General features: G+C 36.6%; 9 protein-coding genes. 8 read left to right on the top strand and 1 reads right to left on the bottom strand.

Annotated features, from left to right (window positions below):
• Positions 1-51: 51 nt before the first annotated feature.
• The 3 genes from QMO11_RS14370 to QMO11_RS14380 all read left to right on the top strand — a co-directional run bounded on the left by QMO11_RS14370 (position 52) and on the right by QMO11_RS14380 (position 7,526).
• Complete coding sequence (locus QMO11_RS14370; protein WP_282037923.1) at positions 52-2,646, top strand: VPS10 domain-containing protein; 2,595 nt, start codon at positions 52-54, stop codon at positions 2,644-2,646.
• A 322-nt stretch (positions 2,647-2,968) separates the two neighbouring features.
• The gene (locus tag QMO11_RS14375; RefSeq protein WP_282037924.1) at positions 2,969-5,488 is read left to right on the top strand and encodes a glycoside hydrolase family 2 TIM barrel-domain containing protein; all 2,520 of its coding nucleotides are present in this window, start codon (positions 2,969-2,971) and stop codon (positions 5,486-5,488) included.
• 397 nt (positions 5,489-5,885) lie between these two features.
• A complete protein-coding gene (locus QMO11_RS14380) occupies positions 5,886-7,526 on the top strand; it encodes a sulfatase-like hydrolase/transferase (protein ID WP_282037925.1) in 1,641 nt (546 codons plus the stop codon).
• A 92-nt stretch (positions 7,527-7,618) separates the two neighbouring features.
• On the opposite strand, the gene QMO11_RS14385 is transcribed toward QMO11_RS14380, so the two are convergent.
• On the bottom strand, positions 7,619-8,023 hold the full coding sequence (locus QMO11_RS14385; RefSeq protein WP_282037926.1) for a winged helix-turn-helix transcriptional regulator: 405 nt from the start codon (positions 8,021-8,023) through the stop codon (positions 7,619-7,621).
• 225 nt (positions 8,024-8,248) lie between these two features.
• On the opposite strand from QMO11_RS14385, the gene QMO11_RS14390 reads away from it, so the two are divergent.
• The 5 genes from QMO11_RS14390 (at position 8,249) to QMO11_RS14410 (ending at position 16,557) form a co-directional block, all read left to right on the top strand.
• The gene (locus tag QMO11_RS14390) at positions 8,249-9,190 is read left to right on the top strand and encodes an NADP-dependent oxidoreductase (protein WP_282037927.1); all 942 of its coding nucleotides are present in this window, start codon (positions 8,249-8,251) and stop codon (positions 9,188-9,190) included.
• 468 nt (positions 9,191-9,658) lie between these two features.
• Positions 9,659-10,300 carry a hypothetical protein gene (locus QMO11_RS14395; protein ID WP_282037928.1) on the top strand — a complete coding sequence of 214 codons (642 nt, stop codon included), beginning with the start codon at positions 9,659-9,661 and terminating at the stop codon, positions 10,298-10,300.
• Positions 10,301-10,510: 210 nt separating this feature from the next.
• Positions 10,511-11,797: a S41 family peptidase gene (locus QMO11_RS14400; RefSeq protein WP_282037929.1), complete on the top strand. Its 1,287-nt coding sequence runs from the start codon at positions 10,511-10,513 to the stop codon at positions 11,795-11,797.
• A 640-nt stretch (positions 11,798-12,437) separates the two neighbouring features.
• Complete coding sequence (locus tag QMO11_RS14405) at positions 12,438-14,999, top strand: VPS10 domain-containing protein (RefSeq protein ID WP_282037930.1); 2,562 nt, start codon at positions 12,438-12,440, stop codon at positions 14,997-14,999.
• A 136-nt stretch (positions 15,000-15,135) separates the two neighbouring features.
• Positions 15,136-16,557 carry a sialate O-acetylesterase gene (locus tag QMO11_RS14410; RefSeq protein WP_282037931.1) on the top strand — a complete coding sequence of 474 codons (1,422 nt, stop codon included), beginning with the start codon at positions 15,136-15,138 and terminating at the stop codon, positions 16,555-16,557.
• Positions 16,558-16,573: the final 16 nt, after the last annotated feature.

The following is a 16,573-nucleotide window of genomic DNA, read 5'->3' on the forward strand; positions in this document are numbered from 1 at the left end:
GTAATTTCTGTGCCATGTTAGAATGGTACATTTTTAAACCTTATAATTAGTATGGTAATAAAAAAAGGAATATTCACATTGTTTGCAGCTGTCCTTATGGTATCTCAGCTTTATGCGAAGGATAAGGATAAGTTTTTTAAGAGAGTAAGAACAGAAAGAGTTACTTCAGAGCAATCCATCGAATGGAAGCAATTTGGACCAGGAATGTCTGGTTATAACGAAGAGTTTTGGTGTCACCCTACAGATCCAAATGTTATGTTTATGGGGCCAGATATGCATGTTGCATATGGTAGTTGGGACGATGGTAAATCGTGGCATAGCATTAAAGATTATGATGGAGATGGAAAGGACTTGGAACGTGTACATGATATTGTATTTTCAACTCAAAATCCTGATTTTGGTTTGGCCCTAGAACGTAGAGGTAAAATTTTTGAAACCAATGATAGAGGTCGTTCATGGGAATTGGTTCATACCATTAAAGGAGCAAAAAAATCGAGCTATAATGCGCACACTAAAATGGCTATTCATCCTACAAACGATGATATTTGGTTTGTTGGTGCAGGCGATTTCTGGAATGTGAAATCTAACCACCGTTCACAAGAGTTTATACATGGTAAAAAAGACAAAAGAGCCCAATATGGTTATGTGCTCAAAACTACTGATCATGGTAAAACATTTAAAAAAGTAGCTACTAACATTTCACCCGATTTAGATGTAGCACGTATCATTATTAATCCGGCTAAGCCAAAGCAAATGTTTATTGCCACCAATTATGGTGTGTTTGTAAGCAACGATACCGGCGAATCGTGGAAATCGGCAGGTAAAGGTTTACCCAATAATTTACCACGAGATATGGCTTCTTATTACAATCCAAAAACAAAGGAGTTTGTATTATATGTGGTTGAGCAAACTGTTTATGAGCCTAACGGAAAGAGTATAAATACAAAAGGAGGGGTATATAAAACTACCAATGGTGCAAAAAGTTGGGAAAGTATCACAGGTAATTTAGGGGTCGATTTTAATCAAATCAAAGACCATTATCACTGTGGTAATTATCACAAGGTGTTGAGCTATTGGTTTGGTGTAAAATCAAAGCAAGTGTATCCTGAATTTCCTAAAAACACCTATTCTATCTTTAACAGGATGGTGGTTAATCCTACTAATAAGGATGAGATTTATTTAGTGGCCAATCAGCGTCACGATAAAAGTTTTGGCCCTGGCGATGCTTGGAAAACAGAAGATGGCGGTAAAACTTGGAAAATAGTGGCACGTGCCGGAACCTATTGGATAAATGGTAAAGACAATGCTTACTGGGAAAGCAAGGGTATGGATACAGGAGCAAATGTTGAGTTTGCGCATGTACAGGCAGCCAACGATCAATTGCACGAAATCAGATTTGGTAGCCGTTCTTTAGCCATAACGTGTAAAGGAGATGTGTTTATTGGTGTTCAGCAACAAACGCAGCGAACTAGCGATGGTGGAAAATCATGGCAGCAGGTTGACGACTACGAAACAGCTCCAGGCAGTAATGCATGGGTTGGCCGTGGCGATAGTGATTTACCCGGGCGTTTTATGTTATTAGAAACGGGTATTAAAGAAAGATATATACTTTGTTCGGGAGAGCATGGCTTATTTGAAACAGCACCATTGGGTAACTATCCCGATAAGGATGCTGTTGCTGTAAGGCAAATAGAAGGTCAGGTGCACGATGTTGATGGTAACCATGGATTACATTCTGCTTCTACTGTGGCAGTGCATCCAAACGATCCTAATATTATTTATACCATTGGATGGCGACAAGAGCATCGTGGTAAAATGCGCAGATCAACGGATGGTGGAAAAACATGGGAGAATATCTCAACTATTTTTGTTGGTAAAAACGGATCTTGGCAAGGAATTGCAACGCAAGCATCCTTATTAATTGATCCTAATAATCCGGATAATATGTACTTCTGCACTATCCGAAAAGCCATACAAGAAGTAGGACAATCGGCCAAGGAAAGCGTAATGTCTAAAGGAGCTTATGGGGTTTGTTATTCGCCAGATGGAGGTTATACCTGGAAACTACAGAATAGTGGCTTGCCAGAGAAATGTAGTGTACGCCGATTAACTATGGATCCAAAAAATCCAGAAGTAATTTACGCGTCATTAAATAACTTCAATGGTAAAGAACCTTCAGGATTGTACGTTTCTAAAAATAAAACCAAGACATGGGAAAAAGTAAATATCCCAGCAGAAATACAAGGCGTTAATAATTTATTTATTGATAGAAATAACCACGACATGTTTATTTCTTGCGGTTACAGAGGTGGCGAATTGCATACAGGAGGAGTATATAAAAGTACAAACGATGGTAAAACTTGGAAGAAGTTTTTTGATGCCCCATATGTTTGGCAAACAGAAGTATCTCCGTTAAATTCTGATATTATTACCGTAATTGTACCAGCTCAAGCCGGTGATAAACTAAAGCAGTTTAAAAATCCAGGTTTATACCTTTCATTAGATGGAGGCACTAGTTGGAAAAAAATTAATAAAGGTATTGGTCAGCCAGATAAAATGACAGATTTTAAGCCCGATCCGTACAACGAAAAAATACTATGGTCAGCTGCCTGGGGAAGTGGTTGGTATAAGGCAATTATCAAGTAAGATGATTTCTTAATTCAAATAGTATAGACATTAAGCCTATGGTGAGAAACTTTTCATCATAGGCTTTCTGGGTTTAATTAAAAGTGTTAAATGATAAGTTATAACTGAAGAAATAGGTTATAGAAAAAGTACTAGTTTATCCTTTTATTAATAATCTTGTAAGGTTGACTTTTGTAAATATTACGTCACTGCAAAGTCAGAAGCGATCTCAAAATACTATGTTTTAGGTAATATATTAGAAATTTGACAATCAATTACACGACAAGGGATTGGGGTAAAATATCATTAAAAATTAAAAAAGTAATACAAACAAATAATAACGATGAAAAAAACAATTTTAACTCTAATGTGCATTTGTATGCTGCAAGTATCCATGCATACAAAAGCGCAACAACACACAAAAGATTTCAATTATAATTGGAAGTTCACTCTTTTAGAGGATACAAAAGTACCAACTTCACTACCATTAAATGATAGCGATTGGCGGGATGTTCGCCTGCCGCACGATTGGAGTGTAGAATTCTCCTTCGATGAAAAGTTAGAAGGCTGTACCGGCTACTTGCCAGGTGGAGTAGGAGTGTATCAAAAGCATTTTAAAACTCCAAAAAATCAGAATAAAAAATCAACCTTCGTGCTATTTGATGGTGTTTATAACAATGCCACATTCTGGATAAACGGAAAGCGACTGGGCGAAAATCCGTACGGGTATTCTCCTGTGTATTTCGATTTAACTCCGTATTTAAATAAAAACTCAGCCGACAATATTATCACAGTTCATGTTGATCACTCTCGCTATGCCGATAGCCGTTGGTATACAGGAAGCGGAATTTATCGTAATGTTAAACTAATCACAGTCGATAAATTACACATTCCTATTTGGGGAACTTTTGTTACCACACCCGAGGTGAGTGCCGAAAAGGCAAGTGTATCTATTCAGTCACAAGTGATTAATACCCGCGATAAGTCAAGCGAGTTTGTATTAGTATCCGAAGTAGTTGATGCCAATGGTAAAATAGTAGGTTCTTCTGATTCTGAACTTAACTTAGAAAGTGGCAAGGAAACTACCATCACTCAAAATGTACAATTGATGAACCCTAAGCTTTGGGATACGGATAATCCGAATATGTATAAGGTAATCACTAAGCTAAAGCAGAAAAATAAAGTGCTAAATACTTACACCACACCTTTTGGTATCCGAAGTATTCGATTCGATAAGGACCACGGCTTTTTCTTAAATGAAAAGTCTACTTACGTTAAGGGAGTTTGTCTCCATCACGATGGTGGATTGGTAGGAGCTGCAGTTCCTGATGGTGTTTGGCGTCGCAGATTGCAATTGCTTAAGGATGCAGGTGTTAATGCCATACGTACCTCGCACAATCCTTTTTCGGCCGATTTCTTAGATATTTGTGATGAAATGGGATTCTTGGTTCAGAACGAAATATTCGATGAAATGGATAACCCTAAAGACAAGCAATTCAACCTTAACGAGCGATCGGTTAAATACATTACTAGAGGATATACAGAGCATTTTCAGCAATGGGGAAAGAGCGATTTAACCAGAACAATCCTTCGTGATAAAAACCATCCTTCGGTATTTCAGTGGAGTATTGGTAATGAAATAGAGTGGACTTATGAGCACTATAAACATGTGAGTGGTTTATGGGATCCAGAATCAAAAGGAGGTTATTGGAATAAGATACCTGAAATTTCTGCCGATGAAATGAAAGCACGTTACGAGGCTTTACCCGATAGAAAATATAAACTAGCAGAAACGGCAGAACGCCTTGCAAAATGGGTTAAAGATTTAGATACTACACGTGCAGTAACGGCTAATTTAATTATACCAGTAGCCAGTTGTGCCTCGGGATATGCCGGTGCGCTCGATGTGGTTGGTTTTAGTTATCAAATTGCCCAGTACGATTGGTGTAAGAAGAATTATCCTGATATGTTATTTACTGGTAACGAAAATACAGGCTTACTAAGCGAGTGGAATTCAATTATTGAAAACCCTATGGTTTTTAGTATGTACATGTGGACTGGTATTGATTACATGGGCGAAGCAAACCAAAAATGGCCTCAAAAGGGTTGGGATGGTGATATGCTGGATTTTGCCGGATTTAAAAAACAAAAGTGGAACTACTTTAAAAGTATCTGGGTAAATCAACCCCATATTTCCATAGGTACAAAACCGGTTGAAGGCTCATTATTTAAAATTGATGAATTGAGTGGTAAACCGGTAGCTAAAAACAAAAAGGCCATGAGCTGGGATAATTCTAACATGCATTGGAATTATCAGAATAACGAAATGGTATTGGTTGAGGTTTGTTCTAATCTTCCTGTAGTTGAGCTTTTCTTAAACGGTGTTTCATTGGGTTGCAGAGGACTTTCAGAATGTCCTGATCGTATTTTTAGATGGGCAGTGCCTTACCAAGCAGGTACCATTACTGCTAAAGCAGGATTTGATGGTGCTAGAGTAAAAGCCGAATTAAAAACAACGGGTAAGCCGGTAGCTATTGAATTTACAAGCGATAAATCATCGCTTAAGGCGGATGCCTATGATGTAGCACATTTAATAGCTCAGTTGGTTGATAAAGATGGTAATCCTGTTAAAACAGAAGAAACTGAAATTGTTTTTGAGATTGATGGTGATGTACGATTATTAGGTGTAGATAATGGCTCAAAATCGAGTACGCAAGATTTTCAGTCGGATAGAGTAGTTACTAACGAAGGACATTGTTTGGCTCTTATTCAATCGAATAAAACAGCAGGCACAGTTACCATAAAAGCATCCGCAAAAGGCTTAGAAACACAAACCTTAACTATTAAACTAGCAGATTTATAAAAGTAGGAACAGGCTCCATGTTTTTAAACGTTACATAAAGCAATACCATAAAACTCCCGAATCAGAATTCATTCTGTTCGGGAGTTTTTTGATAATAATACCAATTCTATTTTAAAGTGAGCCTTAAATTGTTTTGTGTATTTTTAGCTTAGGCAAGGCGAAAAATTGAGGCATAGCCTTAGCTACGGCGATATTTTTTAACGATGGATAAGTTAAAAAGGACGAAAGAATAAGGCTCATTTTAATGTAGTATTGGTATAAGTGTACTTCTCAATAAGCCTAAGTTAGTTTCTACCAAAACCGCCCCTATTTACAGTCATTACTACCCGTACAAAGCCCTTTTTACTCCATATTTTACAAAGGATATTTCGGATACAAACAACTAATTAATTAAAGTATGATTCATACTAGATCTTTACTGCTATTATTGGTGGTATTTACTCTAATGCCAACTTCTCTTTTAGCCAAAAAGAAACCCAATGTTATTATTTTCTTTGCTGATGATATAAGTGCTCGCGAATTACCTATTTATGGTTCTTCGGTATGGAGCAAACCACCCCAAGGTGGCAATACCAGCGATCCTCAATACAGAGCATCAACACCCGTTTTAGATAAAATGGCAACCCAAGGCGTTGTAATAAAAGATGCTTGGTCGGCAACCATATGTATGCCAGCACGGGCCATGATGATGTCAGGTCGATATGCCCATTTACACAAATGGTGGCATAATAAAGACAAAGGTAAATATACCAACGAGTCAGGTAAAAAGGAATCGGTTCCGGTTTATATTAGTTCGCCCCATACCATTGCACATGTTGCTAAGGCAGGCGGTTACGCATCTATATGGGCCGGTAAAACCCAAATGGGTGGAGTTAATCAATTCGGATTTGATGAGGGAGTATTTACTCCAGGAGGGCAAACGCAGCGCGAATGTCTTAAAAACAAGTATACCGATTTTAAAATTGTACAAAAAAAGGTGAATGGCAAACGAGTACTAATTAATGAGGATACAGGCGATGAGGTAAACTATTATCAACAATTCGGTTGGTACTGGAAACCTCATGTTCAGTTAATGAATCATCCCGATAGTAAAACCAAATTTGAATGGTGGCCCAATACCCCTAAATCCCAAAAAGAATACGGTTTACATACTTATGGTCCTGATGTGGAGCTCGACTTTGTATTTGATTTTATGGATAGAAAACATAAGCAGGAAGAACCATTTTTTGTGTATCACACCACACACCTCGGTCACGATGGATGGGATTTCTTCAGCAGAGATATCAATAAAGAAACCCGTAATAAATGGCCAGCAACCCCAAAGGTGAAATGGGAAAATAATAAGTATACCCGCACACATCCGAAGATAACGGGCGATAATGGTGACTACAATACCCACGGAACCATTAGTGAGCCGGGTATACACTCGCACATCAATTATATCGATTATCAAGTTTGGTTATATATGCAGAAGCTTGAAGAAATGGGTGAGGACAACAATACCGTATTCATTTTTTGTGCCGATAATGGTACTAGCGGATATGGAAAAAATAGTCCGGCTGTTCAAAAAGGGGTGCATGTACCTATGATTATTTATGCACCTTGTTTAGATATGACGAAAGAGGGCATGCAAGATATTGTTGCCAATACAGCAGATATATACTCAACTGTAGCCGAAGTGATGGGAGTTCAAATTCCGGATAGTTACGAGGTGAATGGAGTTAGCCTGATACCATATTTAACTACTAATAAAAAGGAGCACCGCCAATGGGTTTACTCTTACCATCAAGATAAACAATTAATACGTGGTAAATATGTATTGATTGATGGTGTAGGCAGAACTTATGATGTTACGGCTCAGCCCGATGATTTAATTAGCTATCCGCAAATTACCGATTGGAGCAAGGTTAGTGAAAACCATATGAATGAGAATAAAAAGCTGCAGAAAATACTACCTAGGTTTAATGTTCACGATACAGAACATGGCGAGCCCAAAGGAGGGTTTAAGGACGTAAAACCATTATCAAGCAATAATTAATTAGATAATAAATGGATTCTCCCTTAACAAAGGGGAATCCATAAATGATTTATGATATTCAGAATAAAGTTTAAAGTGTACCCACCATTGTATTAGCTTTCATTCATTTCTGTTTCATCTGCCTCAACAAATGCATCCTTCTCGTATGCAGCCGTAATACCCCATTCGGTTATCGTTTTTAATAATGGTATTAGCGTTTCTCCAAATGTAGTTAACGAATATACCACCTTAAGAGGAGGCTTTTTTGTAAATACTTTTCGGGTAATTAATCCATCCGTTTCTAGTTGTTTTAATTGTAAGCTTAAAGTGCGTTCAGTAATAATAGGAATCTCCTTTCGTAATTCATTATAGCGTTTCTCGCCTTCAATCATATGAGTTAGGATAACGCTTTTCCATTTACCACCAATTAATTCCATTGCCGCACTGGTTGGGCATGGAAATAACTTATCATGAATCCTAATCATCGGTTTTTTATCAAATAACTCTTTTCTATCCATAACAATCACTTTTCTAACGATGATACAAATATAGGGCATTAATACTTGTAGTAACTATAAAAAATATAGTTTATTTTACGATGTTTAAATTGTTCATTAGTAGTGCTGTATGATTTATGTGTGCTGTTGTTTTTTATACTATCCTTTTTGACCGTTATTGCGCTTTATAATTACTTGCCATACATTTGTAACTATAAAAATGATAGTATAACTAAAATGTTAGATATGAAAGCAATAGTGTTAACAAAAGCAGGTGGAGTTGAGAATCTTATTATGCAAGAAGTAGCTCAGCCAAAAATAAAAGAAAATGAGGTATTGGTTAAGGTAAATGCCATTGGATTAAACCCTGCAGATGTAAAGCCAAAGTATGTTGATGAGATGTTAAATATGTTTTTTGGCACTGAGCGTCCTATTATTTTAGGCTGGGATATTGCCGGAACAATAAGCGAAGTGGGTAGTGAGGTAAGTAACTTTAAAGTAGGAGATAAGGTGTTTGGTATGGTTAATTTCCCAGGGGTAGGAAATGCTTACGCAGAGTATGTTGCTGCTCCTGCCGATCATTTGGCTTTAATGCCTCAAGGTGCAAGTTACGAGGAATCTGTAGCTTCAACTTTAGCGGCGCTTACTGCTTTACAGATACTTGAAGGTAGAGTTAAAAAAGACGATAAAGTGCTGATACATGGTGGTTCAGGTGGAGTAGGTCATTTTGCGGTACAAATAGCAAAATCACTAGGTGCCTATGTATATACCACTGCTTCTACAAAGAATGGTGATTTTGTTAAGTCTTTAGGAGCCGATGAGCATATCGATTATAATAAGGTAAAATATGAAGAAGTGCTTTCTGATATTGATTTTGTGTTGGATATATTCGGGCCAGAATCTGCTGAAACATCTATTAAGGTGCTTAAAAAAGGAGGAACTATTTACAGTACTGCAATAATGGAAGTACCAGAAAGTTTAGCGAATAAAGCCAAAGAAGCTGGTGTTAATGTATCAGGATTATTAGTAAAATCGAGTGCTAAGGATATGAATACCATTAAAAAAATGATGGAAGAAGGAACTTTAAAACCAACTATAGATAAAGTATTCCCATTCGAAGATATGCGCGACGCTCACACAGCTGTTGAAAAAGGCGGGTTAGTTGGGAAAGTGGTTGTGGCTTTATAATATATAGGCGCCTCGTTATTCCAAGGCACTAAGGCATCTCGAGGCGCCATTTAAGTTTTACATTCCCAATCTATCAAACCTTCTCTCTTTGGCACATATCGGTGCCATTTGCAATACTTATATAACTTATAATTACCCTTTATCATTTAACCAAGGCAATCCCTAAATCTATTTAGCATAAATATAAATAAGCGGATAAACGTCAAAAAGGCACTCCTATAATTATCATAATCCATAATTATTTCTACTTTCATTGCTGCAAAAATAATAGCCATATAGATGTATCGACTTAAAAGATGGGATACAGAATAGTTGTAGCTAATTTAGGAAACTGAAGTGCAAATGAGATACATATTTACAATACTGATTTTTTCGTTTCCATTCTTTATTTACGGGCAGAATTTAAGTGATATTTCTGTTCGAATAAATAGTGAACCACTTGATTCGTTGCCCAAGTTTGTAATCAAGATGAATGAGAATGAATATTTTTTGGACACTATTCCTGATTCGATAAATCCAGACTGGATTGAAAAGATTGAAGTTTTAAAAAGCGAGGACCAAAAATATATCTATGGAAATGGTAATGGAATTGTTTTAATTTATCCCAATAAAGAATATTTCGAACAAATTAGTTTGTTGCTTAAAACAACTCCAAAGAATCTTGAGCAAGTTGACAAACAGAGATTGGATAGTATCTATATAAAAGCTTTAAACAACAGATTTGATTTACAATTATCGAGTGGTTGGAAATTCATAGAGCCAAATGAGCGGAGTGAAAGGATTAAGAATTATTTTGACCATAATAGTGCTTATAAATTTCCTTCATCCGATGAATTATTTGATTACGCCTATAAACATGGAAAAACATTGAAGTTATATAGAATTACTCATAAACAAATTTCAAAAGATACGATTGATATAAACTTCGGAGATTTAACGCTAACGGTAAAAAAAGGAATTTTCTTAAAAAATGGACTTCATTTTCGAGAAGCAAATTATTCACTTGCTTGTGGTGGAACAAATGGGTACATACCTGATTTCCGATTTGTTTATGACAAAAAAACTAAGACTTGGAAAATAATTGATGGTAGGTGTAAATTGCCAGAATAGACTGATAAATAAATAATTAAAGGATAAGGACTGGCTACAGCAATAAATATACGTAATGCAGGGCATTTTAGTAAATTTGAACTTTAGTACATTTAATAAACAAAGTAGTGGTTTGATAGTGAAGTGCCTTGAAATCCCGCACTATGCATATTCGAGCCGTTGTAGTTAATTAAACCAAGGATACCATATTCCAAAACTAATATTCAAAAAATGAAAATTACTTATCTAATTATATTATTGCTTTTCAGTTTTAATATTTTTTCACAGCAACTGACTCGAACCGATAAAATTAAAGGCTTATCTCAAATTTGGAAGGAAGTAGAATATAATTATCCAAATTATAAATTGCAAAATGTTGGGTGGGATAGTTTATATTATTCAAACATAAATAAGATTGATAGTTTTAAAACGGATAAAGAATATTTCGAAATGCTATCTAAATTTCTCGCAGTATTTCATGAAGGACATACATATGTTTATACACCTAAAGAAATACATAAAAAAGTAGGAGCAAAAATATGGCCACTTTACACGCACAATAAAATATATATAATTGGAGTAGGTAAAGAATTAAAAGATAAGATACCATTAGGCAGTGAACTTTTAAAAGTTAATGGAATTGATATATTTAGTTGCCTAGATAGTTTGTATAAAGATTTTTACTATGCAGAGCATGTGAAATATCACCACTTAATAAGAGAGGTTTTTTATGATGTTGTGGGGACTAGGTATGAAATACAATTTAAAGCACCTAATTCAATTGTAAATACCGTTAATATAGAGGTGACAGATACAGATACGTGGGACTGGGATGAAATCAAATTTTCTAGAAAATCATATAAAGATTTTCATTTTGAAATAATGGATGATATATCATATATAAACTTCGGAACCAATATAAATCCTGATCCGATGAAAAGTTTTGAATCTGTCATTGATAGCATTCAGAAAACAAAAGGTATTGTATTTGATTTACGAGGAAATCGAGGAGGTGCCTGTATAAGGAGTGAAATATCGAAATACTTTACAGCAGATAGTATATTTCACCCATATTCAGTTAAAGTACGAGTTAATAATAGTTACCGAAGAGCTAGCGGACAATTTAATGAAAACTACACTAACTTCTATCAGAATAATGCTTTTAAAAGTGATACAGCAGTATTCAAAAAAGAAAAAGATATAACTATTAATATACCCGTTGTAATTCTAGTAAATGAAAGTACTATTTCAGAAGCAGAAAGCTTTATCATTTGTTTCCGCGCATTAGATAAAGCATATGTTATTGGTAAACCATCACAAGGGAGTGCGACTTACCCATTAATTATTAATTTACCATTGGGCGCATATGCAAAAATTGCAACACAACGAGTCTATTGTAATGGTAAAATGTATACTTACATTGAACCTGATTTAGAACTTGAACCAACAATAGAAGATGTTCTAAATGGGTATGATGTTGTTTTAGTAAAAGCCTTAACGTATTTGAATCAATTCTAAAATTGAAATTCGAAGAGAAAATAAAAGTTAGCTGTCCATGCTCCATTTACACAATCCTATTGGGGATTTATTCAAAACCAATGGGGAAAAGTTCATTTTGATGGGGATTCATTGAACTCTAGTGGGGATTTAGCCAATTTGGCAGGGATTTATTGAATTCGATTGGGGGTTTAGCCAAATTGGCAGTAAAAAATTAAATTTTATTGTGATAAGATGCCGACTAAAATAGATTAGTAGAATTGCTAAAAGGAAAGAAGTATGACTTTAACAACCTTACGAGAAGTACGCTAAAAATGTCTCTCATATTGAACTCGAAAGATGAGAAATCTTAAAATAGAAGCTACTGACTCAGAAAGCCTAATATTTTGTAAACAAGTTGCGATTTGCCACCCCTAAAGTTCCTTTCAAACCAAACAATAGTTTCTCCCTCAATTATCACTCAAATGTCACGTGTATTAATGCCTCGTTAATATTCAGGTAAGTTATTGTATGTACTCTTGAGTGCATTAGTATTTTTTTAATGCCTCATTACGATAACATTTGTACCCCATATTTATACTAATAAATCTTTTACTTCGAAATTGTTAAAAACCTAAGCTTGAGCAGCATTGATTGTGCGCTAAGCTTAAAAAAAAGAACAATGAAGAAAAGCATATCTATTTTAGCATTTTTTGCGCTTTGTGTACTTGTACATGCGCAATCCGATAAAAAGTATTTCCGAAAATTACAAACACAGCAACAAGCCTCAAGCAATTTGGTTAGTTGGCAACAAGTAGGACCAGGGATGGCTGGCTATTGCGAAGAGTTTTGGTGTCATCCAACAAATAAAGATGTAATGATGATATCGCCCGATATGTACAATACATGCGGATCATGGGATGCCGGAAAAACATGGCATACCATTAAAGATTGCGATGGTATAGGAAAAGACTTGGCTCGCGTTCGTAAATTTACCTTTTCGCATCAGAACCCTGCTTTTGGGTATGCCATAACCGGTACCGGGATGCTTTACAAAACAGAAGATACAGGACATACATGGGAAGAAATCAGAAAATTTAAAGGTCGCTCTGCCGAACTAACGGTCGATCCCTCCAACGATAACAATTGGTATATAGGTCCGGGCGATTTTTGGAATGTAAAAGCCAATTGGCGTCATGTCAATGGACAAACGCGTAATTTTAAGAATAACGTAATTTATAAAAGTACTGATAGTGGTAAAACATGGAAAGCCTCAAAGGTAGGCAATTTCGAAAACCTCGATGTTGGTCGCATTATAGTTGATCCAACAAATGGTAATAATATATTGGCAGCCACAAGCCAAGGTTTGTTTCGAAGCACAGATCAGGGTAAAACATGGCAAGCAAGCGCCAAGGGTTTACCAGTAAATCGCCCACGCGATATGGATTATCATTACAATACCAAATCAAAAGAATTTACTATTTATTTGTTAGAACAAACCGCTTTTCAGGGCGAGGGAAAAACAGTAAGCACCAAGGGAGGTTTATTCAAAAGTACCGATCATGGTAAATCGTGGCACAATATCTCGGGTAATTTAGCGCTTGATATGAATCAAATTTCTAGCAAAGCCCTGCATAATAAGTATTGGAACTCTTTGGCATTTTGGTTTCAGACTGATGTTAAAACCATACGCAAAAAATACCCGCAATTACCCACAAAAGTTTTTGATGTGTGGCATCGCATCAGGGTTAACCCGAATGATAAAAACGAAATTTACTTATCACACAATAGTAAGCACGATAAGGCCTTTTTGCCAGGAGGTGCTTGGAAATCAGAAGATGGAGGTGCCACATGGATAGCTGCGGCTCGTGAGGGTAAGTATTGGATTACAGGCGCTGATAATGCCTATTGGCAGTCTCGAAATAACCCTGTCGGGATAAACACAACATTTGCCCACCTTCAGCCCGAAATAGATAGACGAGAAGAAGTATGGGGAAATCGATTTTTAGAGATTAGTGCCGATGGTAAAATTTATATTTGTTTGGATCAGCAAGTACTCGAAAGTGCCGATGGAGCTAAAACCTGGCATCAGGTTGATGATAATGAAACCGCACCAGTCAGCAAACAATGGGTAGGCCGTGGCGATAGTAATTTACCGGGGCGTTTTATGTTGTTAGAAACGGGTAAAGAAGATAGGTATTTACTTTGTAGCGGTGAGCATGGCCTTTGGCAAACGGCGCCTTTAGGCAGTTATCCTGATAAAATGGCCGTGGCTGTTGAGCAATTAGAAGGACAAATTCATCATGGAGGTTCTCACTCTATTAGTGCAATTGCAGTTCATCCCAATAATCCTGATATAATATATTTTCTATCGTACCGACAAGAGAATCGTGGTAAGTTACGCAAGTCGGTTGATGGAGGAAAGACATGGGAAAACATTGCTACTATTTTTGATGCTGATGTGCCAATGCATCAACGTTTGGTATTTCAAAACTCCTTATTAATTGATCCAGTTAATCCTGATAATATGTACTTCTGTGCTACCAAAAATACTATCTCGGAGGTAGCGGGTCCTTATGCTAAAAAACTTACCAAAGGCGATTATGGTTTCTATCGTTCTAGCGATGGTGGTTATAATTGGGAGTTGAGTAATACAGGTTTTCACGATGGCGTAAGTATCCGACGCGTATTTATGGATCCTAAAAATTCTGAAGTGCTTTATGCTGCAGCAAACGATGAAAACGGAGCCTTATACAAATCAGAAGATAAGGGTATCAGTTGGAATGCAATGCAGATACCCGCAGAAATTCAGTCGGTAAATAGTGTTTATGTCGATAGAAATAACCAACATATTTTTATAGCCTGCGGTAACGAAAAAGCAACAGACTTGGGTGCTGGAGCTTGGCGCAGTAAAGATGGAGGTAAAAAGTGGGAGAAGATATTTGATTTACCTTTTATTTGGCAGTGCGAAACATCTCCAATAAACCCGAATATCATTACTGTATGTGCAGCCTTACCTCCCAAAACAAAGGAAGCTTCAAAAAAGCTTAACCCTGGAGCTTATGTTTCTTTAGATGCAGGTAAAACCTGGAATAAAATAAATAATAAGCTCGGCCAGCAAGATCGTATTGTCGATTTTAAACCCGATCCGTATAGAGAAGATATCTTTTGGTGCTCCCAAAAAGGAAGTGGTTGGGCCATAGGATATATGAAAGGCACTAAAGAAGGCTGGTCTAAAAAGTAGTTAGTCCTTGGCGCTGAACCTAAGAGCCTCGTCATTGGTACTTAGGAAGCAATCTCAAGGCTAGATGTCAATAGCTGGTGTAGCAGTTGTTATAGCCTTGAGATCTTGAAACATACAATAGAGAAAAAAACACATTATGAATTACCTCAATAAAGTATTAACCTTAATCATGGTGCTTTCAATAAGCACAATTTCGCTTTACGCGGATGTAAAGCTTCCGAGTATTTTCGGTAGTCACATGGTATTGCAGCAAAATCATCGTAATCCCATATGGGGAACAGCCAAAAAAAGCGAAAAAATAAGCATATCTATTGCCAATCAAACGCATAAAGCAATAGCAGATAAAAACGGAAAATGGCAAGTAAAGTTGGATGCCTTAAAAGCAGGTGGACCTTATCAGTTAATTGTAAAAGGAAACAATACAATCACTTTTGAGGATGTGCTTGTTGGTGAGGTTTGGTTATGCACAGGGCAATCAAACATGGCTATGAAATTACAAGGTAATCCCGGTCAACATATCGAGGGTAGTCAGGAAACCATTATGAATAGTAGTAATAGCCAAATCAGATTTATCACCATAGAAAGGGCAGTAAGCGAAACGCCTCTTACAGAATGTAAGGGCAATTGGACGCAATGTAATCCCGAAACTGTCGGCAATTTTAGCGCTGTAGGTTATCATTTTGGTAGTTTGTTACAAAAACAATTGGGTGTGCCCATTGGCTTAATTTCTAGTAATGTTGGAGGAACTCCTGCTCAAGCCTGGACACCAAATAATATTATTGAAACAGAGTTTCATGAGTTTAAAACGGATATGCAAAAGGAGTATACACAGAAAACAGCAACTGCTTTATATAATGGTATGATTAATCCTTTAATCCCATACGGAATAAAAGGAACTATTTGGTATCAAGGAGAAGGTAATAGATGGGATCCGGAACAATATTCTCGTTTGTTTCCGTCCATGATTAAAAGTTGGAGAGATAACTGGGCTCAAGGTGATTTTCCTTTCTATTTCGTACAAATAGCGCCCTATGGTTATAATGTTAAAGGTTGGGTAGGCGTGCAACAAGCGCAGTTAAAAACAATGTTAACTTTTGAAAATACGGGCATGGCTTGTATTAATGATCTTGGGGCGCAAAAGTGCATTCATCCGCCAAGGAAGAAAGAAGTAGGGCAGCGATTGGCCTTTTGGGCATTATCCAAAACCTATGACAAAGATTATATTATTCCTTCGGGCCCTATTTATAAATCAATGGAAGTTACTGAAGGTAAGGCCATGCTTAGCTTTAATCACGCTCCTATCGGTATCACAAGCATGGGTAAGCCTTTAAGTAATTTTGAGGTGGCTGGTGCCGATGGTGTCTTTCATCCTGCACAAGCAAAAATAGTGAAGCGCGGAACAGTTTTACAAGTCTGGAGTAAAGATGTTAGCAAGCCAACATCAGTACGATATGGTTGGAATAGTTATTTTGAGGGCAGCCTTTATAATACTGCCGGCTTACCAGCTTCATCATTTTGCACCGATGATTGGGATACAATTTTTAAAATGGAAAACTAAAATCTAAATAAAAATA

The organism is Saccharicrinis aurantiacus (assembly GCF_947489045.1).
Classification (GTDB): domain Bacteria; phylum Bacteroidota; class Bacteroidia; order Bacteroidales; family Marinilabiliaceae; genus Saccharicrinis; species Saccharicrinis aurantiacus.

Bases quoted from the DNA above. Each gene is read 5' to 3' on its own strand.
- QMO11_RS14370 (WP_282037923.1), top strand. From the start codon at position 52: ATGGTAATAAAAAAAGGAATATTCACATTGTTTGCAGCTGTCCTTATG.
- QMO11_RS14375 (WP_282037924.1), top strand. From the start codon at position 2,969: ATGAAAAAAACAATTTTAACTCTAATGTGCATTTGTATGCTGCAAGTA.
- QMO11_RS14380 (WP_282037925.1), top strand. From the start codon at position 5,886: ATGATTCATACTAGATCTTTACTGCTATTATTGGTGGTATTTACTCTA.
- QMO11_RS14385 (WP_282037926.1), bottom strand. From the start codon at position 8,023: ATGGATAGAAAAGAGTTATTTGATAAAAAACCGATGATTAGGATTCAT.
- QMO11_RS14390 (WP_282037927.1), top strand. From the start codon at position 8,249: ATGAAAGCAATAGTGTTAACAAAAGCAGGTGGAGTTGAGAATCTTATT.
- QMO11_RS14395 (WP_282037928.1), top strand. From the start codon at position 9,659: ATGAATGAGAATGAATATTTTTTGGACACTATTCCTGATTCGATAAAT.
- QMO11_RS14400 (WP_282037929.1), top strand. From the start codon at position 10,511: ATGAAAATTACTTATCTAATTATATTATTGCTTTTCAGTTTTAATATT.
- QMO11_RS14405 (WP_282037930.1), top strand. From the start codon at position 12,438: ATGAAGAAAAGCATATCTATTTTAGCATTTTTTGCGCTTTGTGTACTT.
- QMO11_RS14410 (WP_282037931.1), top strand. From the start codon at position 15,136: ATGAATTACCTCAATAAAGTATTAACCTTAATCATGGTGCTTTCAATA.